A 23623-nucleotide genomic window follows, 5' to 3' on the forward strand; every position below is an offset into this window, starting at 1 on the left:
AGTGCTTAGGAATATATGATTGCAAAACATAAAAATGATGAGCTGACATGATATTCTAAACACTAAACATGATTATTTATAATTACTTCTTCTTGAGTTCCTCGATAGTAGCCTTCAGGGTAGCTATTTTCTCTACAGAGTCGCTTTCCTTCTTACGTTCGAGGGCTACCACCTTCTCAGGAGCGTGAGCTACGAAGTTCTCGTTGCTGAGTTTCTTGCGTACACCCATCAGGAAGCCCTCCAGGTGCTTGAGCTGAGCCTCTGCCTTCTCAATCTCGGCAGCTACGTCGATGAGGTCGCCCAATGGTACGGCAAACTCGTCGGTGCCTACCATGAAGCTGGATGCATCGGCACTCTTCTCGGCAATAACCTCAATCTTGTCGAGGTTCACCATCTTCAGAGTCACGTCGTTGTAAACTTCGAAATCGTTCTTGCCTACTACCTGGAGAGACAACTGCTCCTTCTGGGCAATGTTCTTCTGGTTGCGAACGGTACGAACACCGGCGATGATCTGCTTCACTGCCTCGATATCGGCTGCCAACTTCTGCTCCTCGGCTGTAGGTGCAGGCATCTCCAGCTTCTCGCGCATGATGCTCTCTCCATCCTTGCGGTCGTAGATGTGCTGCCACAACTCCTCGGTGATGAATGGCATGAATGGATGCAACATCTTCAGGAGGGCATCGAAGAAGCGGAGGGTAGCGTCGTAGCTCTTCTGGTCGATAGGCTGGCCGTAAGCTGGCTTCACCATCTCCAGGTACCAGGATGAGAACTCATCCCAGAACAGCTTATATACTGTCATCAATGCCTCAGAGATACGGTAGTCCTTAAACTGCTTCTGCATCTCCTCGTTCACCTCCTTGAGCTTGGCATCAAACCACTTCACGGCGATTTCTGCACTCTTAGGCTGCTCGATATCCGCAGTCTCCCAACCCTTCACGAGGCGGAAGGCATTCCAGATCTTATTGTTGAAGTTACGTCCCTGCTCGCAGAGGCTCTCGTCGAAGAGGATGTCGTTGCCTGCTGGAGCGCTGAGCATCATACCCATACGAACGCCGTCGGCACCAAACTTGTCAATCAGATCGAGTGGGTCAGGGGAGTTACCGAGACTCTTGCTCATCTTGCGGCCGAGTTTATCGCGAACGATACCTGTGAAATATACGTGCTTGAATGGCATCTTGCCACGATACTCGTAGCCTGCCATAATCATACGTGCTACCCAGAAGAAGATGATATCCGGACCAGTTACGAGGTCGGAAGTAGGGTAGTAGTAGTTGATCTCCTCGTTGTCAGGATTCTCGATTCCATCGAACAATGAGATAGGCCACAACCATGAAGAGAACCATGTGTCGAGGCAGTCGCTTTCCTGCTCAAGATCTTCAGCCTTGATTTTGGCGTTCTTTTCCTGAGCGAGCTTCAAAGCTTCCTCTGCGGTCTCTGCTACTACGAAATCCTTTTTGCCGGCATTGTCGAAGTAGTAAGCTGGGATGCGGTGACCCCACCAGAGCTGACGGCTGATACACCAGTCCTTGATGTTCTCCAACCAGTGACGATAGGTGTTCTTATACTTCTTAGGATAGAACTCGATGTCATCGTCCATTACTGGAGGAAGGGCGATGTCGGCAAAGTGCTGCATCTTGAGGAACCACTGTGTAGAGAGCTTTGGCTCGATAGGCACATTGGTGCGCTCAGAGAAGCCCACCTTATTATTATAGTCCTCAATCTTCTCCATCAAACCAGCGTTCTGAAGGTCGATGGAAATCTGCTTACGTACATCCATACGATCCATGCCAACATAGAGACCAGCAGCTTCGCTGATGGTACCGTTGTCGTTGAAGATATCGATGGTCTCCAAACCATGCTTCAAACCGAGGGCGTGGTCGTTGATATCGTGAGCTGGAGTTACCTTCAAGCAACCGGTACCGAATTCGATATCTACGTATGTATCCTCGATGACAGGAATCTCGCGGTTTACGAGAGGCACGATCACGTGCTTGCCCTTCAGCCAGGTATTCTTCTTATCCTCAGGGTTGATACACATGGCAGAGTCGCCCATGATGGTCTCAGGACGGGTTGTTGCTACCACGGCATAGTAACCCTTCTCATCCTTGTGAATCACGTTCTCCTCATCCACCTGCTGGCAGTCCTGCTCTACTACATAATACTTCAGATGATAGAGCTTAGAGTGCTCGTCTTTGTAGATTACCTCCTCGTCAGAGAGCGCAGTCTGAGCTTTAGGGTCCCAGTTAACCATGCGCACGCCACGATAGATGAGACCTTTCTTGTAAAGATCGCAGAATACGTGGATGACAGCGCGAGAACGGGTCTCGTCCATAGTGAATGCTGTACGGTCCCAATCACAACTGGCACCGAGCTTGCGGAGCTGCTTGAGGATGATGCCACCGTGCTCGTGAGTCCAGTCCCAAGCATGCTTGAGGAACTCCTCGCGAGTAAGGTCAGTCTTCTTGATGCCCTGCTGAGCGAGGCGGTTGACTACCTTAGCCTCAGTAGCGATACTGGCATGGTCTGTACCTGGTACCCAACAAGCGTTCTTACCTTCCATGCGTGCACGGCGAACGAGAATGTCCTGGATAGTATTGTTGAGCATGTGTCCCATGTGAAGCACACCTGTAACGTTTGGTGGAGGGATAACCACTGTATAAGGTTCACGACCATCTGGCTTAGAGCTGAAAAGCTTGTTGTCGAGCCAGTACTGATACCATTTACTTTCCACTGCTTGTGGATCGTATTTACTTGCTAATTCCATTGCTTATATCTAATTTTTATTCTTTTTCTTTCTTTTTCTTTAAAAAACAGTGCAAAGATACTACTTTTTGGGCGAAAAACACTATCTTTGCATCAAAATTATTAATTTTTGCACATTTTCTTAACGTGATAGTTGGAGATGCGCATGATGAACCTTTAAAGTTGAATATGAATAAAATGCATACGAAAGAAGAAAAAATGGCAGCGTTCAGTCGCTTGTTGGATGTGCAGGACCGTTTGCGCCTGCAGTGTCCATGGGATAAGAAACAGACATTCGAGAGTCTTCGCCCGAATACAATCGAGGAGACTTTCGAACTCTGTGATGCACTGATGAAACGCGATTATAAAGATATCAAGAAAGAGTTGGGTGATGTTTTGGAGCATGTGATGTTCTACAGTATCATCGGACGAGAAGATGGTGAGTTTGATATCTGCGATGTTTGCAATCAGGAAGCAGATAAACTGATGTTCCGACATCCATTTATCAATTGGAACGAGGAAGGAGAATGGAGCGTATCCAATCCTGATATGTATATCAACGAAAATGGACAGGTGGTTTATAAAGAAGAAAAATGTGAGTCTGAGGATTCTGCTTCTGATGATGACCAGAACTCTTTTGTAAAGGCGGGTTCAGTCAAACCTAAAACATCAACTGCTGTTGAGAAAACCTGGGAACAGATTAAGCAGCAGGAGAAGGATGGAAATGAAAGAGTGCTTAGCGGTGTTCCTAATGCCTTGCCTTCTCTTATTAAAGCTTATCGCATACAGGACAAGGCAAGAAATGTAGGTTTTGATTGGAAAAACAAAGAGGATGTTTGGGATAAGGTTCAGGAGGAACTTGATGAATTGAAAATAGAATTGGCAAAGGAAGATAAGGAAAAATCTACACAGGAATTAGGTGATTTCCTTTTTTCTGTGATCAATGCAGCCCGTCTCTATAAACTGAATCCCGATAATGCACTTGAACATACCAATCAGAAATTCATCCGACGTTTTAATTATGTGGAAGATCATACCTTAAAACGAGGAAAAAATCTGAAGGATATTTCATTGGAAGAAATGGATCAGCTATGGAATGAAGCTAAATCTTTAGAGAAGTGTGAAGGCAATCTAAAAGAGGCGAATAAAGGCTGATCTTTTTATAAAGTTGGAGTATAGGTAATTCTATAGTAAAGAATGGTTTTAAATTTTGACAACATTCCGAATATAGATAATCCTGCGATTATTGGTTTCCTGAGAATACAGACAATGTCGCGAATATTGAGAAAAATAAAGAATAAGGAGATTTAATTATGAAGAAATTATTTTTTATAACAATAGCTTTGGTAAGCTTGTTCGTTGTTAATAGTTGTAAAGAGCGTAAAACATCTAATGTCATTTCTGTTGTTGATACAACAGATGTTGATGTTCCAGATTCGACAATATATGGTATTTGCGGTGACGGTACCACAATGCATAATCTTCAGTTGATAACAGATGCTGGAGATACCATGAACGTCTTTATCGATGATGAAGAACCTAACATCGTGAAAGGTGGTTTGTTGGCAGGTGATAGAATTGCTTTGATATTGAATGGACAAAAAAATGAAGGACTGGGCGATGTGGCTGCTCAGCAGGTGATTAATCTGACTTCACTTCTCGGAAAGTGGACGAGCTTGGATAAGAATTTTGAGATTATTGAAGGTGGTGAGGTCAAGAATCATGTGAAGGCAGAACAGAATCCTTGGACATCCTGGAAAATTCTCAATGGTAAGTTGTTGCTCAACAAGGATACTTTCATGATTGATGAACTTGGTCCTGACAGTATGTATTTGGAAAACAATGCAGGAATCTTTACTTTCAAACGTCAAGTATAATCTACTTTCAGGCGTAATGTGTAATTTACTTCCTAACGTTATAGTATAATATATTTTCAAATGTTGGGTATAAGCTTCTTGTAAGAGGAAAATGATTTATTTTTTAGATAAGTTTTAATGGAACCTTTTAGAATTCATATATTAGGGTGTGGCAGTGCATTGCCCACCCTTAAACATTATCCTACTTCGCAAATTATTGAATTGCGAGGAAAGGCTTTTATGATAGATTGTGGTGAGGGCGCACAGATACAATTCAGGCGCTCCCGCATTCATTTTGGGAAGATTAATGCCATCTTCATTTCTCATCTCCATGGTGACCATTGCTTTGGCTTGCTCGGATTACTTTCTACCTTTGGAATGTTAGGTCGAACCTCTTCTTTAAAAGTCTATGCGCCAAAAGAATATGAGAGTTTGTTTAAACAACAGTTAGATTTCTTTATGACGGGTATGGAATATAAAATCGAGTTTGTTCCCGTTGATACTAAGGTGTCTGAAATTATCTATGAAGATAAGTCTCTTACGGTAGAAACAATTCCGCTTCAGCATCGCGTTCCTTGTTGTGGATTTCTGTTCCGTGAGAAGGCCACATTGCCTCATATCCGACGTGACATGATTGACTATTATGAGATACCAGTAAGTCAGATTAATAATATCAAGTTAGGAAAAGATTGGATTACATCGGATGGAAAGGTTATTGACAATAGCCAATTGGTTACTCCAGCAGAAACGCCAAGAAGTTATGCCTATTGTAGTGATACAAAGTATATGCCTGAGCTTTATAAAAAAATACAGGATGTAACGGTACTTTATCATGAGAGTACTTATGCTTCGGAGAATGAGGATAGAGCCAAACTTTATTATCATTCCACAGCGAAGCAGGCTGCTCTTGTAGCTAAAGCAGCCAATGTTGGTAAACTTCTTTTAGGCCATTATAGTGCAAGATATAATTGTGAAGCCGTTTTGCTCAATGAGGCAAAAGCCGTTTTCCCTCATAGTTTTTTAACTCAGGAAGGAGATGTAGTTGAGATTTAAAATGGCTTCTAGAAAAGAAATTTGCAAAAAAATATAAATCTGATGCAAGATTTTCATATTTTTCAGTTTTTAGATAAATGGCTATGAGTTTTAGACCACCCAGTTGTGGAAACTTGTTGTTAGAGAATGAAATCAGAAAAGGAATTATTGGATGATATCAAAAAGGGCGACAGGAGTGCGTTGCATCAACTGTATAGCCGATATGTGGGATATGCCATGGCTGTAGGGCTGAGGTATGTCCCTGATCGTGATGATCTCAATGATGTCATTCAGGATAGTTTCGTGAAGATTCTTTCTTCTGTCAACAGGTTTGAATACAGGGGTGAGGGATCGTTGAAAGGGTGGGTTCTTAGGATTGTTTCCAATGAGGCAATCAATTTCATCAAACAGAAAGCGAAATTTTCTTTTGTTGATGAGTTCCCAGATGAGATAGAAGAACAAGAACCAGACGTCGATAAAGTGCCACCGCAAGTTCTGAATCAGATAATCAGTGAGTTGCCTGATGGTTATAGAATGGTTTTAAATCTTTATGTCTTTGAACAAAAGAGTCACAAGGAGATTGCAGAGATGCTTGATATCAAGGAATCTACTTCTGCTTCTCAGTATTTGAGGGCCAAGAAACTTTTAGCGAGCAAAATTAATAATTATCTAAAGAATAAGGAATATGAATAACGATTGGACAGACAGACTACGCGACCGGATGGCAGACTATGAAATGCCAGTCGGAGATGAGTTGTGGGCTAACATAGAACAATCGTTAGCTCAAGATGAGGTATTTGCGAATAAAAACGTCCATAGCAATAATGGTGTCGCTCGCTCTGTTGTAATGCGTCGTTTCTCTATAGCTGCATCAATAGCAGCCCTTCTTGCTGGTGGGGCCTATGTGTATTTCCATCCGTGGAATGAAGTTGCAGAAAATGAAGTTGCTGCTATATTTGACAAAGGCTCCAAAACTTTCATTGATAAAAGGCAGACAGCAGTCCCTAAAGATAGTCAGGCAGCAATCTCTGATAATAATCAGAAATCAATCTCTGCTAATGGTCAAAATGCGATGTCTAAAGATGGACTGCAAACTTTGTCTGGAGGCGGACAGACAAGGAACAACATTCTTGCTCAATCTAATTCTGTAGGATTAGTAAGTTCTGAATCTGCTTTGTCTTTAGATTTAGATACTCAGAGTTCTGCCCGTTCTGTAAATGAGAAATCAGAAACGGTTCCTTCATCCCGTTCTTCTCGGAAAGTAAACTCTCTAATAACTTCAGAAGGTGATGTAATGTCTTCTGCTCAGAACGGAAGAAGGACTGTTTTGGCACAAAGCAGTATGGATGAAGAACTGGGACGTAAAGACAAACGTCATCGTGGTGGCTTGAAACTTCAGTTGTACGGCGAGAATGGATTTATAGGGAAGACATCAGGAGGTAATAGTCCTGTACTGATGAGTTCTATGCCTTCTTCTGATCCGGTCTTTTATGACAAAAACACCCAGATTGCCAGTCTCTTCGATGAAAGATATATGGTCATGATTCCAACTTCGGATCTCTACGAAGAGACCAAGCATCATCAACCGATATCAGTAGGTATGCAGGTGGGCTTTCATCTTCTTCCTAAGTTGAAACTCTCTACGGGTCTGGTTTATACCAAAGTCAGTTCGGATTTCATCAGTGGAGTTTCTGATACTCGTACAGTATCTACCCAAGATCTCCATTATATTGGAATACCGCTCAATTTGAGTTATTCTGTATGGGAATATAAAGGCTTGCATACTTACGTGACAGCAGGTGGCGAAGGAGCTGTAAATATTAAGAATCATACCGAAACGGATGGAGAAGTAAAAGAAAGCAAACGTGATAAGATGCAATGGTCAACAAATGCATCTGTTGGTATCCAGTATGATTTTATTCCTCAATTGGGAGTTTATGTGGAGCCAGGAATGAAATATTACTTTGATAATGGAAGTCAGATTGAAAATATCTTCAAAGATAAAAAGTTGAATTTCAATATCCAGTTTGGCCTCCGATTCAATGTTGGGAAATAATAAAGTTAATTATAAAAAAAGAGGGTGCGTCATAACTACATGACACTCCCTTTTCTTACAAATACACTTATGGTTTCCCTTCTCTGCCTGGGTATATTTTTCTCCCTGTCCACGCAAGAATTTTTCCGTGGGCAGGGGAAAATAAAAGTGGGTACAGGGACGGAAATTATGAAACCTGAATCCTCGAAAATTATAGACGGATGAAGAAGCACTTTTTTAGTCACTTAATGAAGCGCTTTTTAGTCACTTAACGATGCGCTTCATTAACACCTAACGATGCGCTTCATTAGACCTTAATAAAGCGCTTTATTAGATCTCAATAAACTTAGACCTTAACAAAGCGCTTCATTAGAGCTTATAAATGCGTTTCCTTTGAGGAAATGCTTTATAAAAAGAGGGAGTGTCATAAGCCATGACGCACCCTCTCTTTTTTATATGATTTTTCTAATTTAGTTCTTGAAACTGTGGATAGGAGCAGGGATGCGTCCTACACGGTTTACAAAAGCTTCGCAACTGAAAGAGTTGACAGGCATGATAGGTGCATGACCCAGCAAACCGCCAAAGTCAACATTATCGCCAACCTTCATTCCTACAACAGGAATAACGCGGACTGCAGTTGTCTTCTGATTGATCATACCGATAGCTGCCTCGTCAGCAATCACACCAGAAATGGTTGTTGCAGGAGTATCGCCAGGAATTGCAATCATATCAAGACCTACAGAGCAAACGCAGGTCATAGCTTCCAATTTTTCGATAGTCAGAGCACCTGCCTCTACAGCATCAATCATACCCTGGTCTTCACTTACTGGGATGAAAGCACCACTCAGACCACCTACGTATGATGAAGCCATGATACCGCCCTTCTTTACCTGGTCATTCAACAAAGCCAAAGCAGCAGTTGTACCAGGAGCTCCTGGATGCTCCAAACCGATTTCCTTGAGAATATCAGCCACACTGTCGCCGATAGCAGGAGTAGGAGCCAGAGACAAGTCGATGATGCCGAATGGGATATTCAGACGAGCAGAAGCCTCTTTAGCAACCAACTGACCTACACGTGTAATCTTGAATGCTGTACGCTTGATAGTTTCACACAAAACCTCGAAACTCTCACCGCGAACACTTTCCAGTGCATATTTTACAACACCAGGACCGCTGACACCAACGCTGATGACAGCATCAGCTTCGCTAACACCATGGAAAGCACCAGCCATAAACGGATTATCGTCAGGTGCATTGCATAAAACAACCAATTTAGCACAACCTAATGAACCCTTGTCCTTGGTTGCTTCAGCAGTATCCTTGATGATTTGTCCCATCAGGCGGACTGCATCCATGTTGATGCCAGTCTTTGTAGAACCTACATTGATAGAACTGCAGATAAAATCAGTCTGCGCCAGAGCCTGCGGAATAGAACGAATCAGAAGTTCATCGCTCTTGCTCATACCCTTGCTTACGATGGCAGAGTAACCACCCAGGAAGTTTACACCGAGTTCCTTGGCACATTTGTCAAGCGTCTTGGCTATCTTCACATAGTCGTCTGTAGTTTTGCATGCAGAACCGCCTACGAGTGAAATAGGAGTAATGGAGATTCTCTTGTTGACGATAGGAATACCAAATTCCTTAGAGATATCTTCGCCAGTTTTTACCAGATTTTTGGCCAGGCGAGTGATTTTATTGTATATGTTCTGACAGAGCACGTCTACATCTGTTGCAGCACAATCCAACAGGTTGATACCCATTGTGATAGTACGAACGTCGAGATTTTCCTGCTCAATCATCTTGTTGGTTTCGATAACCTCAGATATGTTGATCATAATTGTATTTTTATCTATATATATAATAATGTGTCAAACTGATACCCTGAATGAATATCAGGATTGATTAGATACGGTGCATCATATCAAAAATTTCCTCACGCTGGGTTTTGATCTGTACCCCCATGCCTTTACCAATCTCAGCAAGTTCATCAGCCACATTCTCAAAAGACTTCTTCATCTTACCCATGTCAACAATCATCATCATGTTGAAATACTCCTGAACGATGGTCTGTGAGATATCAAGAATGTTGATGTCATTCTCTGCCAAATAGGTACAAACCTTTGCAATGATACCCACAGTATCTTTGCCCACTACTGTAATAATTGTTCTGTTCATGATCAAATCTATTTGTTTTTGGTAATTATTTTGTCTGCAAAATTAACACTTTATTATCGAACTGCCAAATAAATATTCAAAAAGTTATTGTTTTTAATGGAAAGAATATTCTTTTTGCAGTAATTTCCCTGTTTCTTATTTAGTTCCGAAATATAGGAAGAGCATACCTAAGAGCACCAAAAGCAGGTCGACAAACTTTGCTTTGAGGTTCTTTTCGTGGAAGATGGCGGCTCCAAAGAGAAAGCTGACGATGACACTTCCGCGTCTCACCATACTCACGATACTGATCATGGCGCCTGGTAAACTTAATGCGTAGAAATAGACGAAGTCTGCTGCGCTCAAGAAGATACTGATGAAAACGATAGACCAGTGCCAGTGGAATGGGGTGGTACTGTTCTTCTTAGGCCACCAAATCATGAGCATCATCGCTCCCATGAGGAAGAATTGGTAGATATTGTACCAGCTCTGTACAATCATTCTGTCCAGTCCTACGCCACCATTCTCTGGGGGAGCCATGAGATATTTGTCATAAAGACCGCTGATAGCTCCCAATATGGCAGCCAAAACGATGAAGTAGATCCACTTGTCATGCTTGAAGTCGATTCCTTCTTTCTTTCCGCTTTTGCTGAGCATGGCGAAAGAGATGATGGCCAAAATTACACCAATCCACTGATACAGGTTCAACACCTCGCCATATACAATCAGTGCACCAACAAGCGTCATTACAGGTCTTGTGGCATTGATTGGTCCTACAATGGTAAGAGGCAGATGCTTCATGCCGAAATAGCCGAAAGTCCAACTGCTCAGTACAATCATACTCTTTAGTACGATATATTTATGAACCTCCCATCCACCTTCAGCTACATGAAAAATCGTTCCGTCTAATTGAGTTCCTGTATAGCTCATTATGATGAACGGAATAAAGATGAGCGATGAAAAGAGGGTGTTCAGAAAGAGCACCGGAATCACCGCATTACCTGAAAGTGCCTTTTTCTTGAAGGCATCATAGAATCCCAGCAAAGTGGCTGAGAGAAATGCTAATACTAACCACATAAATTTTAATCTTATTACCTTTTATTTACCTATTGTTTTTTCTAATATTTTAATTTACTTTTTCTGAAGTCCAGAATTTCAATAGTCCTGGATTCCTGAAGTACTTGGTTTCCCAGTTCCAGATTCCTTCACTTCTTGATTCCTCCAGTCCTTGATTCCTCCACTTCTTGATTTCTCCAGTCCTTGAATCCTCCAGTTCTGATTTTCTTCAAGTGCTTATTTCTCCTCCAGTTCCTTCTGCAGTCTCAGGATTTCATCTCTGTATTGTGCAGCTTGCATGAAATCGAGTTCCTTGGCAGCTTGTTTCATCAGGGCAGTTGTGTTTTCAATACTCTTGACGAGTTCCTCCTTGCTCATACTACGTACGATAGGGTCGGCGGCAAAGGCACCTCCTTCCGGTTCGATATATACCCGTTTAATCTCTTTCTTGCCGTCACCGATGCGATAGTTATCTTCCTTGTCGGCAGATGTTGGGAGTGCAGAGGTAATTGCCTTCTCTATCTGTTTAGGTGTGATACCATGATCTGCATTGTACTGCAACTGGATACTTCTTCTGCGGGCAGTCTCATCTATGGTACGCTGCATGCTTTCTGTGATGTTGTCTGCATACATGATAACCTTTCCGTTGACGTTTCTGGCAGCTCTACCAGCCGTCTGAGTGAGTGAACGGTGACTTCTCAGGAAACCTTCCTTGTCGGCATCAAGAATCGCTACCAATGAAACCTCTGGCAGGTCAAGTCCTTCACGTAAGAGGTTGACGCCCACCAGTACGTCGTAAATGCCAGCTCGCAGGTCGTTCATGATTTTCACACGGTCAAGCGTAGCCACATCACTGTGGATATAGGCAGCTTTCACATTATGATTCAGCAAGAACTCAGTCAATTCCTCTGCCATTCTCTTGGTCAGGGTCGTAATCAGTACTCGCTCGTTTCTGTGCGTTCTGGTCAATATCTCATCCAGCAGATCGTCTATCTGATTTTCACTTGGTCTTACTTCTATTTCCGGATCCAACAGTCCGGTCGGTCTAATCAACTGTTCTACCACAATGCCCTCAGCCTCCTTGAGTTCATAGTCGGCAGGTGTGGCACTTACATAGATAGCCTGGTGGATCATACTGTGGAATTCTTCGAAAGTCAGTGGTCTGTTGTCAAAAGCAGCAGGAAGTCTGAAACCGTATTCCACGAGATTCTTCTTTCTGGCTCTATCACCTCCGTACATCGCACCTATCTGTGGGATGCTGACATGACTTTCATCCACTACCAGTAAAAAGTCTTTCGGAAAGAAGTCCAGCAGACAGTATGGTCGTTCTCCGGCCTGTCGTCCATCGAAATATCTGGAGTAGTTTTCGATACCCGAACAGTGACCTAATTCCTTAATCATTTCCATATCGTATTCCACTCTTTCCTTGATTCGCTGTGCCTTGATACCGTCTCCGATACTCTTGAAGAACTCTTCCTGTTTCACCAGGTCGTCCTGTATCATGCGGATAGCTTGTTCTGTCTGTTCTTTGGTTGTCACAAACAGATTGGCAGGATAAATCTCATACTGGTCGAACGATTCAATGCGATGGTAGGTGAGAGAATCGACTTCCTCGATACTGTCGATTTCGTCATCCCACCAGGTAACTCTCAGTACATGGTCACTGTATGCCATGAAGATGTCCACCGTTTCACCTTTCACCCTAAAGTTGCCTCGCTGCAGTTCAATGTCGTTTCTTACATACAGCGCATCAACCAGTTGGCGCAGGAATACATTGCGATCCAGTATCTGTCCTTTCTTTATCTTGATGATATTTTCCTGCATGGCAGTAGGTCCACCCATACCATAGATACAGGAAACAGAGGAAACCACGATGACATCCTTTCTACCTGATAATAGAGCAGAAACGGCTCCGAGTCGCAACTTGTCTATTTCTTCGTTGATGGCAAGATCCTTCTCTATGTAGGTGTCCGTAGTAGGAAGATAAGCTTCTGGCTGATAATAGTCGTAGTAGGAGACATAGTATTCTACAGCATTTTCAGGAAAGAAGCCCTTCATTTCCTGATACAACTGTGCAGCCAGAGTCTTGTTGTGACTCAGGATGAGGGTCGGCTTTCCCACGTTGGCAATGACATTGGCCACGGTGAAGGTCTTTCCCGAACCGGTGACACCTAAGAGAACCTGTGCAGGATCTCCTTGCTCCACCCCCTCGGTGAGTTGCCTGATTGCCTGTGGCTGATCGCCAGTTGGCTGGTATTTAGAAGTTATCTTGAATTCCATATCTGTTGATTTCAAAAATCAGTTTGTTGACAAGTATTGAGACACGAAGTCTTAATAAAATTAAATTATCGGTTGCAAAATTACAAAAAAAATCGCATAATTAGTTATAAAGAATGATAAAATGCGAAAAAGTGTATTTTTTTCTTTGTAGATAGCTATTTTATAGTTAACTTTGCATCACAAAACGTGATTATAATGAAAAAAACAATTCTTATATCAGCTTGTTTTGCGCTTCTGATGTCAAGTTGTGCAAATCAGTTTAACCAGGTTTATAAGTCTCAGGATTATAACTTGAAATATGAGTATGCCAAGCAGTATTTTGCTTCTGGCAAGTATTCTCGTGCAGCTACTCTTCTGAATGACTTGATTACTATCAAGAAGGGATCTACAGAGGCCGAGGAGAGCCTTTACATGCTCGCTATGTGTGAGTTTGAGATGAAAGACTATGAGACGGCTGCTGAGTATTTCCGCAAATATGTTTCCAGTTATCCTAAGGGTATCTATGCAGAGCAAGCTAAGTTCTTTGTAGGCGAAAGTCTGTATATGAATGCTCCAGAACCACGTCTTGACCAGAGTACTACGATTACAGCGATCAGTGCTTTTCAGGAGTATCTTGATGTATATCCTGATGCCCGTCTGAAGAATTTGGCTACCAGTCGTCTTTTCGCTTTGCAGGATCTTCTGGTGGAGAAGGAATATAAGAATGCGAAGCTATATTATGATTTGGGCAGTTATTTCGGCAACTGTCTGGGTGAGGGTAACAACTATCAGGCATGTATCGTAACAGCTCAGAATGCGTTGAAGGATTATCCTTATAGCAATAAGCGTGAAGCATTTGCCACACTGATTATGAAAGGCAAGTTTGAACTGGCCAAGATGAGTGTGGAGGAGAAGCAGCTGGAGCGTTATCAGGATGCTGAGGATGAGTGCTACGGCTTCATCAATGAGTATCCAGATTCAAAAGAACGTGCCAATGCTGAAAAGATGATTGCGAAATGTAAGGAATTCGAAAAAGAACATCCAGAGGATGCACTGGAAAAATTGAGCTCCGGCAATTCCAATCAGTAAAGTTTCTTTTGGGATTTAGCTGTTGCAAGAATCTATCCGAAGAGATTTGAATAATTTTTCTGAAGGGATTTAGAGAACATTATAAAAATAGTTTGAAGAATCTGCAGATTTATAGAATTTTCCAGAATAAATATAATTTGTAGAATTTCTCAAAAATAAGAATAATAAGAATCAATCAAAATAGATATTAAATAAAGGTATTATTATGGATTACAAAAAAACAAAAGCTCCAACAAACACCGTGACTCGCAATATCATGGATCTCTGTGATGACACAAACAATATCTACGAGAGTGTAGCAATCATCGCTAAGCGTGCGAATCAGATTTCTCTTGATATTAAGCAGGAATTGAACAAGAAGCTTCAGGAGTTTGCTTCTTATAATGACTCTTTGGAAGAGGTGTTCGAGAATCGTGAGCAGATTGAAATCTCTCGCTATTATGAAAAACTCCCTAAGCCAACTCTCTTGGCTACTCAGGAGTTTGTAGATAAGAATATCTACTGGCGTGACCCAACAAGAGAGCACGCTCCTGTTGACAGATATTAATCTGATTACTGACTCTATATCATATATAATGCAGATTCTGCAAATATATAATTCAATGTTATATAGTAAGGTATTCTGCTTTTTTATGTGGTGTTTCTCCTTTTAATGAGGTGCTTCCCTTTTTAAATGAGGAGTTCTGCCTTTTAATGTGGAGTTCCGTCTCTATTATGTAATTTTAGGAATATAATTATAATTTAGGGATCTCAATTATATAGAAATGTAGGGTAGTGATTATATAATCATGTAGGAATATAACAAGATTATGATACAGCGTAAACAAACATTGTTTCTTCTGGTCGCGGTCATTGCCTGTGTGATCTGCCTGTTTGTACCTGTGGCTTCAGTGATGCCACAAGGTATGGAAAATCCGATGTCAGTACACTGCCTGGGCATTAGTGGCGACGAGGGAATCCGTTTTGATGCAAGCTGTTTGCCACTGTTTCTTCTTTGCTCCGTTTCAGCATTGATGTCTCTGGCAACAGTATTCCTGTTCAAGAACCGTAAGTTGCAGATCAATCTCTGTTCTATCAACCTGCTTTTCAATGTACTCTGGTACGTAGATTATGCAGTGATCTTCTTCGGACTTGTAGGATTAGAAAAAGTATCCGGCAATTTGACATTCCATTGGGGTGCAGTAATGCCTCTCTTATCACTTGTCTTTGTGCTTTTAGCACGCAAGGGAGTCAGTGATGATGAGAAATTGGTACGTGCAGCCGATAGAATTCGTTAATGGAATCCGTAGAATACGTTAAAAATAATTATAAAATCAACTTGAAATTTGTGGGAATCAAATAAAAGTTGTAATTTTGCACCCGCTGTCACGAGATGGCAGCATAAAATTCAAACCTCAAATTAAAAAATTAGATTAAAAAATGGCAACAAAAATCAGATTGCAGCGCGGCGGTCGTAAGAGCTATGCTTTCTACAGCATCGTAATCGCTGACGTTAGAGCACCACGTGATGGTAAATTTACTGAGAAGATTGGTACTTACAACCCTAACACCAATCCTGCTACTGTAGATTTGAATTTCGATCGTGCCCTCTACTGGGTAGAGACAGGTGCACAGCCAACAGACACAGTACGTAACATCCTCAAGGGCGAGGGCGTTTACTTGATGAAGCACCTCCGTGGTGGCGTTAAGAAGGGCGCATTCGACGAGGCTGAGGCTCAGAAGCGTTTCGACGCTTGGAAGAACGGCGCAGACCAGAAGGTTTCTGCAGTTCGTGACGCTGAGGCTAAGGCTAAGAAGGAAGCTGCTGCTAAGGAGCTCGAGGCTGAGAAGAAGATGAATGAAGCAATCGCAAAGAAGGTAGCTGACAAGAAGGCTGCTCAGGCTGCTGCTCAGGCAGAGGCTGAGGCTGCTGCAACTGCTGAGGAAACTCCAGCAGAGGACGCTCCTGCAGAGGCTTAATCTTCTTGAAGATTTAAAGTATAAAGGTCGGTTTCTCTTTTTGAGGTCCGACCTTTTTTATTAAACTTACCCCATTGGGGATTTTTTTTGGAAATAATAGATTCTTGATGATAGATTCTCAAAAAGAATAATAAATTCTTCATAATAAGGATATTTACATTTTCAAAAGAATGAATTCTTTAAAAGTAGATTCTGTAATCAAGATTCTGTAATATATAGATTCTGTAATGATATCGGTTGAAAATCTTAAAGTTGAATTTGGCGTTAAACCTCTTTTTCATGATGTCAGTTTTGTCATCAATGATAGAGATCGCATAGCGCTCGTCGGCAAAAACGGTGCTGGAAAATCTACCATGCTCAAAATCCTGTGTGGTTTGCAGAAACCTACTGACGGTGTTGTGGCGATTCCAAACGATACCACTATCGGATATCTGCCTCAGGTCATGAAACTTCAGGACGATACGACGGTCAAGGAAGAAACCCGCAAGGCCTTTGCTCATAATACGGAGATGAAGGCGCGTCTTGATAAGATGCAGCAGGAAATGGCTGACCGTACCGACTACGAGAGTGATGAATATGCGCAACTCGTGGAGAAGTTCTCTCAGGAACATGAACGCTACATGATGATGGGAGGTGAAAACTATGAGGCTGAAATCGAACGTACCCTGACAGGTCTCGGATTTGTGCGAGAGGATTTTGAACGTCCTACCAGAGAGTTTTCCGGTGGATGGCGTATGCGTATTGAATTGGCGAAAATCCTGTTGCAGAAACCTGATGTCCTCTTGCTCGATGAGCCTACCAACCATCTTGATATCGAAAGTATCCAGTGGTTGGAACAGTTTCTTGCTCAAAGTGCCAAGGCGGTAGTACTCGTGAGCCACGACCGTGCGTTTATCAATAATGTTACCAATCGTACGTTGGAGATTACCTGCGGAAGGGTAGAGGACTACAAAGTAAAATACGATGAGTATATCGTCCTTCGTCAGGAACGTCGTGAACAGCAGTTGAGGGCTTACGAGAACCAACAGAAGGAAATCGCTGATATTAAGGACTTTATAGAGCGATTCCGATATAAACCTACCAAGGCAGTACAGGTGCAGAGCCGTATCAAGCAATTGGAGAAAATTGTGCCGATCGAGGTGGATGAGGTGGATAACAAACAGATGCATCTCAAGTTCCCTCCTTGTCTGCGAAGCGGTGATTATCCGGTTATCTGCGATGAGGTACGCAAGGATTATGGAGAGCATACGGTTTTCGATCATGTCACCCTTACTATTAAAAGAGGTGAGAAGGTTGCGTTCGTAGGAAAGAACGGTGAAGGTAAATCAACGCTTGTCAAATGTATCATGGGCGAGATTCCTTTTACGGGCAACCTCAAGATTGGACACAATGTACAGATAGGATATTTCGCACAGAACCAGGCGCAGCTCCTTGATGAAAACCTCACGATATTCGATACCATCGATCGTGTAGCCACTGGTGAAATGCGATTGAAAATCAATGATCTCCTCGGTTCATTCATGTTTGGTGGTGAGACATCGGAAAAGTATGTGAAGGTACTCAGTGGAGGTGAAAGAAGTAGATTGGCCATGATCAAACTGCTGCTCGAACCAGTCAACCTGCTGATACTCGATGAGCCTACCAACCATCTTGATATGCAGTCAAAGGATGTGCTCAAGGAAGCTATCAAGGCTTTTGATGGTACAGCTATCATCGTGAGCCATGACCGTGAATTCCTTGATGGACTGGTAGATAAAGTCTATGAGTTCGGTGGCGGTAAGGTACGTGAGCACTTAGGTGGTATCTACGACTATCTCCGTGCGCACAATGCAGATTCCATCAATGCCGCATTGACAAGTGCTCAGTCAGCTCCAGTAGCAGCAACTGTAGAGTCAACTCCTTCTGCCGGTAAACAGAATTATGCGGAGCATAAGGAACAGCAGAAGAAAATCCGCAAGGCTGAGAAGGCTGTCAAGGAGTGTGAAGATCGCATTGCCAAACTGGAAAAGCGCAAGAAGGAAATCGATGACCTCCTGATGAAGCCGGAGAATGCTACCAACATGGAACTTGTCACAGAATATACTTCGCTGATGCAGAAACTTGATGAAGAAAATGATAACTGGCTGCTTCTTTCTGAAAAGCTCGAAGAAGTCTGCAATTCATAATCATTCAGCATAAGATTTCTTCATATTGAGATATTTTTCTGCATAAGATTTTCTTTCAGCAGATGCTTATCTTTCTGAGATTTAATAATAAAAAATATAATTAACATGAACATTAAAATGATTCTTCCGATGATGATGCTGGCAGCTATGCCTCTCGGCGCAGATGCACAGAACAAGTCGGGTCTTGTCATGGAAAACCTTGATAAGACAGTCAGTCCTGCTAATGATTTCTACAAGTTTGCTACAGGTGGATGGCAGAAGAACCACCCACTCCCAGCAGCTTACAGCTGCTACGGCAGCTTCAATCTGTTGGCAGATGACAACAACAAGCGTATCAATACCATTCTTTCTGAACTTCAGAAGAAGACTTATAAGAAGGGTACTATCGAGCAGAAATTGTCTGACTTCTATAAGTTGGCTCTTAATGTAGATGCTCGCAACAAGGCTGGTATCTCACCTGTTAAGCCACTTCTCGATGAGATGGAAGCAGCCAAGACAAAGGCTGACTTGCAGAAGATCCAGTTGAAGTATGCAGCACAAGGTTATGGTGTGAGCTTCGGTGGCGGCTTCGGTGCTGACGAGAAGAATGTCAAGATGAATATCTTCAATCTCGGTCAGGGCGGTCTTACCCTCGGTCAGAAAGACTATTATGTCAACAATGATGCAGCTACAGTAGCTATCCGTGAGGCATTCAAGAAGTATGTTCAGAAGATGTTCCAGCTCTACGGTTTCTCAGCAGAGGAAGCAGCTCAGAAGGAGCAGGCTATCTTCCAGCACGAAACCATGTTGGCGCTCATCTCAAAGAGTATGACAGAACTTCGCGATCCTCAGGCTAACTATAATAAGATGACTCTCAAGGAGTTCCAGGAGAAATATCCTAACCTCAATCTCGAGGCAATGTGTAATGCAGAGGGTATCAAGAGCGAGTACATCCAGGAGATGATCGTAGGTCAGCCTGACTTCCTCGCTGGTCTCGACAAGATTACTGCAGCCGAGAATGACAATACGCTCAGAGCCTTGATGGAGTGGGATGTTATCCAGAGTTCATCTTCTTATCTTACAGATGAGATCCGTGAGGCTAACTTTGATTTCTTCGGCAAGACAATGAGTGGCCGTAAGGAGGATTATCCTCTCTGGAAACGTGCTACCAATCAGGTAGAAGCTCAGTTGGGCGAACCTCTCGGTCGTATGTACTGCAAGCGCTACTTCCCTGAGTCTTCCAAGAAGATCATGTTGGAATTGGTAAAAAATCTTCAGGTAAGTCTCGGTCAGCGTATCGATGCACAGACCTGGATGAGCGATACTACCAAGGCAGCAGCTCACGAAAAGCTCAACAAGTTCTATGTGAAGATCGGTTACCCTAACAAGTGGACAGACTATAGCAGTCTTCAAATCGATCCATCTAAGAGTTTCTATGAGAACGTGATGGCATGCCGCAAGTTTGCTCACGACAAGCATATCAATGACAAGGCAGGAAAGCCAGTGGATCGTGACGAGTGGTACATGACTCCACAGACAGTCAATGCTTATTATAACCCAACAACCAATGAGATTACCTTCCCAGCAGGTATTCTCCAGTATCCATTCTTCGATCCGAAGGCTGATGCTGCATTCAACTATGGTGCTATCGGTGTGGTGATCGGACATGAGATGACTCACGGATTTGACGACCAGGGAAGACAGTATGATTCAGATGGTAATATGCATGACTGGTGGACAGCCAATGATGCAGAGGGCTTCAACAAGCGTGCTGATCAGTATGCTGCATTCTTCAGCAATATCAAGGTATTGCCTGATTTGAATGCCAATGGTCGATTCACTTTGGGTGAGAACCTGGCAGACCACGGAGGTCTGATGGTTTCTTACAATGCATTTAAGAATGCAACTGCAAAGAAAAAGCTCAAGGAGAAGGATGGTTTCACACCAGAACAGCGTTTCTTCCTTGCTTATGCTGGCGTATGGGGTCAGAACATCACAGAGCTGGAAATCCGCAACCGCGTAAAGAGCGACCCACATTCATTGGGTGAATGGCGAGTAAATGGCGCTCTTCCTCACATCAATGCCTGGTATGAGGCATTTGGTGTCAAGAAGGGAGACAAAATGTATATCCCAGAGTCAGAGAGATTAGATCTCTGGTAAAGAAATGATGATCCATACCTCTTTTCAGCTTTAAATATTCTTAGGGGTATGGGTCAGTTCTTTTTTAGATACAGCTATAGGAAAATGTGTTGAACAGTTGTTCAACACATTTTCTGTTTTATAAAAAAAATCCTCTTTTTTTTCGCTAAGTCAGATTTTTACAGTAACTTTGCAGAAAAATACAAAGAAAGGATAAAAAATGCCATTAAGATTACCAGATAAATTGCCAGCCATCGAGTTGCTGAAGCATGAGAATATCTTTGTGATGGACGAGAGCCGGGCTCATAGCCAGGAAATCCGTCCACTTAAAATCGTGGTTCTCAACCTGATGCCGCTGAAAATAACTACAGAGACCGACCTCGTGCGACTGTTGTCCAATACGCCTTTGCAGCTTGAGGTCTATTTCATGAAACTCAAGAGTCATACCCCTAAGAATACTCCTATCGAGCACATGATGATGTTCTATAAGGATTTTTCCGAACTCTCCAAGCAGAAGTTTGATGGTATGATTGTTACTGGTGCTCCGATCGAGACGATGGCATACGAGGAAGTTGAGTATTGGCCGGAAATCATGCAGATTTTCGATTGGGCACGTACTCATGTCACTTCTACGCTCTATATCTGCTGGGGCGCACAGGCAGGACTTTATCATTTCTATGGCGTGCCGAAATATCCGTTGGAGAAGAAGATGTTCGGTATCTTCCAGCAGAAACCGCTGGATATGTCACAGCCTATCTTCAGAGGCTTTGATGATGTCTTTGCCATGCCTCACAGCCGTCATACAGAAGTGAGACGAGAGGATATTGAGAAGGTACCAGGACTTGACATTATTGCAGAATCTCCTGAAAGCGGTGTGAGCATCGTGATGGCAAGAGGGGGCCGTGAGTTCTTTGTAACCGGTCATCTTGAATATGCGCCAAATACACTCGATAAAGAGTATAAGCGCGATATGGGCAAGCGCGATGATGTGGAATTGCCGAAGAATTATTATTATCACGACGATCCTAACGAGGCTCCATTGGTTACATGGCGTGCACATGCCAATCTCTTCTATAGCAACTGGATCAACTATTATGTTTACCAGGAGACTCCTTATAATATTGACGATATTCAGTAAGATATGAGAACATTGGAATTATTGGCTCCTGCCAAAAATTTAGAATGCGGTATAGCTGCCATCGATCATGGAGCAGACGCCGTCTATATCGGTGCTCCACGCTTCGGTGCACGAGCTGCTGCCGGCAACTCTATCGAGGATATCAAGCAACTCTGTGATTACGCCCATCAGTTTGGTGCCAAGGTTCACGTTACCGTCAATACCATCATCTATGATTCAGAATTGGAAGATACGCTTAAGATGATTTCCCAGTTGGATGAGATTGGTGTTGATGCACTCTTGCTGCAGGATATGGGACTCCTTTGGGAGGTAAGAGCTAAAGGATTGTGGAAGAGGGAGTTACATAGCAGTACCCAATGCGATACTCGAACTCCTGAGAAAGCTTTGTGGTTGACTCAGATCGGTTTCAAGCGAGTGGTTCTTGCACGTGAACTGTCACTGGATGAAATCAAAGCCATCCACAATGCTATTCCAGACAGAGAGATTGAAGTCTTCGTGCATGGTGCTCTCTGTGTCAGTTATTCCGGAGTCTGCTATGCATCCGAAAAATGCTTCTCCCGTTCTGCCAACCGTGGTGAATGTGCCCAGTTCTGCCGTATGAAGTTTGACCTGGTTGATGCCGACAACAAGATGATAGAGCACCAGCGCTATCTCCTGTCGCTCAAGGATCTCTGCCAGTTAGATTATCTGAAGGACCTGGCTGATGCCGGAGCTTCTTCTTTCAAGATAGAGGGCAGACTCAAGGATATCACTTATGTGAAAAACGTGGTGGCTGCCTATAACAAGAAATTGGATGAAATCGTAGCCAAATATCCACGCGAATACCGACGTGCTTCGCGAGGACATGTGGAATATAATTTCGTTCCGAATCTGAAGAAAACCTTCAACCGCGGTTTTACCAACTATTTCCTGCATGGCAGACAACCCGATATTTCCTCCTTCGATACACCGAAGGCTATTGGTGAATACGTAGGTAAGGTGAAAGAAATACGTGGAAATGTATCATTCAATGTAGCTACAGTAGCCAGTTTTGCCAATGGCGACGGACTCTGTTTCATCAATGATGAGCGAGAGTTGGAGGGCTTCCGTGTCAACAAGGTAGAGGGCAACCGCCTTTTCCCTTTCCGCATGCCGGAAAACCTCAGACCGGGTATGGCTTTGTATCGCAACAACGACCAGGCTTTCGAACAGATTCTGGCACGTAAGACAGCCGAACGCCGTATTCCGCTCTTTATCGAACTTCAGCCTGTGTTGGAAAAGGACGAGGATAATGATGAAGTAGTAGATGGATTCCTTGCCACTGCCAATATCTTCAAGAGTGTAGAACAGGGCTTGTACTACAAGGCTGCAGAGGTCTTCACACCTATGCAACTGCAGTGCGCCAAACGCTCTCAGCATGATAATATGATTGCGCAGATGAGCAAGTTCGGTGAATCTAAATATGAATGTAAGCATGTGGTACTCAAGAATGATATTGATGCTGCGTTCATCCCCAACAGTGTGCTTTCAAATGTCCGTAGGGAATTGATTCAAAAACTTGATCAGAGAATAACAGATGAACTCAACCGTTCGCTGATTTCTGGTATGGACAGAAATTTCTTTGCCAATCCTTACAGATTGGATCAGCCGGGAGAACGTGAAGCTAAGAGTCAGAAGGAATTAACCTGGCAACCGGAATATGAAAAATGGCGATATACTTATAATATTGCCAATGATTCTGCGGTTGATTTCTACAAGAAGCATGGACTTGAGAATATCCAGCCTGCATTCGAACTGGGTGCTAACAAACGCAAGGATGAATCGCTCATCATGCAGTGCCGCCATTGCATCCGCTATTCCTTAGGATATTGCGTGAAGAGGGGTGGAAAGAAACCTACATGGAAAGAACCGCTTTCGCTGGTATTAGGCGATGGCAGAAGATTCCGGCTGGAGTTTGTCTGCAAGGAATGTCAGATGAATGTCTATGCTGCGTCAAACTGATTATCGTGAGCAGGTTCTATTCAGAAGAATCATATAATAAAAT

Annotated in this window: 18 protein-coding genes; 13 read left to right on the plus strand and 5 right to left on the minus strand. The window is 43.0% G+C overall.

Annotated elements, in window-relative coordinates; translation table 11 throughout:
- Positions 1-82: 82 nt before the first annotated feature.
- Positions 83-2764, minus strand: a complete 2682-nt coding sequence (locus KUA50_RS03825; protein WP_218456247.1) for a valine--tRNA ligase — start codon at positions 2762-2764, stop codon at positions 83-85.
- Between the two features lie 176 nt (positions 2765-2940).
- Between KUA50_RS03825 and mazG the strand changes: the two genes are divergently transcribed.
- The 5 genes from mazG to KUA50_RS03850 all read left to right on the plus strand — a co-directional run bounded on the left by mazG (position 2941) and on the right by KUA50_RS03850 (position 7686).
- Positions 2941-3897: a nucleoside triphosphate pyrophosphohydrolase gene (gene mazG, locus KUA50_RS03830; RefSeq protein ID WP_218456341.1), complete on the plus strand. Its 957-nt coding sequence runs from the start codon at positions 2941-2943 to the stop codon at positions 3895-3897.
- A 158-nt stretch (positions 3898-4055) separates the two neighbouring features.
- Positions 4056-4619 (plus strand): lipocalin family protein, encoded by a 564-nt coding sequence (locus tag KUA50_RS03835; protein WP_218456246.1) that lies wholly within the window; start codon positions 4056-4058, stop codon positions 4617-4619.
- A gap of 117 nt (positions 4620-4736) precedes the next feature.
- The gene (locus KUA50_RS03840; protein ID WP_118117449.1) at positions 4737-5651 is read left to right on the plus strand and encodes a ribonuclease Z; all 915 of its coding nucleotides are present in this window, start codon (positions 4737-4739) and stop codon (positions 5649-5651) included.
- 126 nt (positions 5652-5777) lie between these two features.
- On the plus strand, positions 5778-6323 hold the full coding sequence (locus tag KUA50_RS03845; RefSeq protein ID WP_218456245.1) for an RNA polymerase sigma factor: 546 nt from the start codon (positions 5778-5780) through the stop codon (positions 6321-6323).
- Positions 6316-7686, plus strand: coding sequence for an outer membrane beta-barrel protein (locus KUA50_RS03850; protein WP_218456244.1), 1371 nt, complete (start codon positions 6316-6318; stop codon positions 7684-7686). Before KUA50_RS03845 ends, KUA50_RS03850 begins: the two co-directional genes overlap by 8 nt.
- Positions 7687-8135: 449 nt before the next feature.
- Here the strand turns inward: KUA50_RS03850 and KUA50_RS03855 are convergent, their stop codons facing one another.
- The 4 genes from KUA50_RS03855 to uvrB all read right to left on the minus strand — a co-directional run bounded on the left by KUA50_RS03855 (position 8136) and on the right by uvrB (position 13152).
- Complete coding sequence (locus KUA50_RS03855) at positions 8136-9500, minus strand: PFL family protein (RefSeq protein WP_118117456.1); 1365 nt, start codon at positions 9498-9500, stop codon at positions 8136-8138.
- A 67-nt stretch (positions 9501-9567) separates the two neighbouring features.
- Complete coding sequence (locus tag KUA50_RS03860) at positions 9568-9840, minus strand: ACT domain-containing protein (protein ID WP_022109789.1); 273 nt, start codon at positions 9838-9840, stop codon at positions 9568-9570.
- 135 nt (positions 9841-9975) lie between these two features.
- Complete coding sequence (locus KUA50_RS03865) at positions 9976-10893, minus strand: DMT family transporter (RefSeq protein WP_218456243.1); 918 nt, start codon at positions 10891-10893, stop codon at positions 9976-9978.
- A 216-nt stretch (positions 10894-11109) separates the two neighbouring features.
- Positions 11110-13152, minus strand: coding sequence for an excinuclease ABC subunit UvrB (gene uvrB, locus KUA50_RS03870; protein ID WP_218456242.1), 2043 nt, complete (start codon positions 13150-13152; stop codon positions 11110-11112).
- A 195-nt stretch (positions 13153-13347) separates the two neighbouring features.
- On the opposite strand from uvrB, the gene KUA50_RS03875 reads away from it, so the two are divergent.
- The 8 genes from KUA50_RS03875 (at position 13348) to KUA50_RS03910 (ending at position 23580) form a co-directional block, all read left to right on the plus strand.
- Positions 13348-14220 (plus strand): outer membrane protein assembly factor BamD, encoded by an 873-nt coding sequence (locus KUA50_RS03875; RefSeq protein ID WP_218456241.1) that lies wholly within the window; start codon positions 13348-13350, stop codon positions 14218-14220.
- 205 nt (positions 14221-14425) lie between these two features.
- Positions 14426-14767, plus strand: coding sequence for a DNA-directed RNA polymerase subunit omega (locus KUA50_RS03880; RefSeq protein ID WP_218456240.1), 342 nt, complete (start codon positions 14426-14428; stop codon positions 14765-14767).
- Positions 14768-15029: 262 nt separating this feature from the next.
- Positions 15030-15497 carry a DUF4293 domain-containing protein gene (locus KUA50_RS03885; RefSeq protein ID WP_218456239.1) on the plus strand — a complete coding sequence of 156 codons (468 nt, stop codon included), beginning with the start codon at positions 15030-15032 and terminating at the stop codon, positions 15495-15497.
- Positions 15498-15639: 142 nt separating this feature from the next.
- A complete protein-coding gene (locus tag KUA50_RS03890; protein ID WP_022109795.1) occupies positions 15640-16179 on the plus strand; it encodes a 30S ribosomal protein S16 in 540 nt (179 codons plus the stop codon).
- A 227-nt stretch (positions 16180-16406) separates the two neighbouring features.
- Entirely contained in the window at positions 16407-18344 is a 1938-nt protein-coding gene (locus tag KUA50_RS03895) for an ABC-F family ATP-binding cassette domain-containing protein (protein ID WP_218456238.1), read from the plus strand.
- A 105-nt stretch (positions 18345-18449) separates the two neighbouring features.
- Positions 18450-20483, plus strand: coding sequence for a M13 family metallopeptidase (locus KUA50_RS03900; RefSeq protein ID WP_218456237.1), 2034 nt, complete (start codon positions 18450-18452; stop codon positions 20481-20483).
- A gap of 199 nt (positions 20484-20682) precedes the next feature.
- The gene (gene metA, locus KUA50_RS03905; RefSeq protein ID WP_218456236.1) at positions 20683-21600 is read left to right on the plus strand and encodes a homoserine O-acetyltransferase MetA; all 918 of its coding nucleotides are present in this window, start codon (positions 20683-20685) and stop codon (positions 21598-21600) included.
- 3 nt (positions 21601-21603) lie between these two features.
- Positions 21604-23580: a peptidase U32 family protein gene (locus tag KUA50_RS03910; protein WP_218456235.1), complete on the plus strand. Its 1977-nt coding sequence runs from the start codon at positions 21604-21606 to the stop codon at positions 23578-23580.
- Positions 23581-23623 lie beyond the last annotated feature (43 nt).

Origin of the sequence: Segatella hominis (assembly GCF_019249725.2) — a bacterium.
Taxonomy (GTDB): Bacteria; Bacteroidota; Bacteroidia; order Bacteroidales; family Bacteroidaceae; genus Prevotella.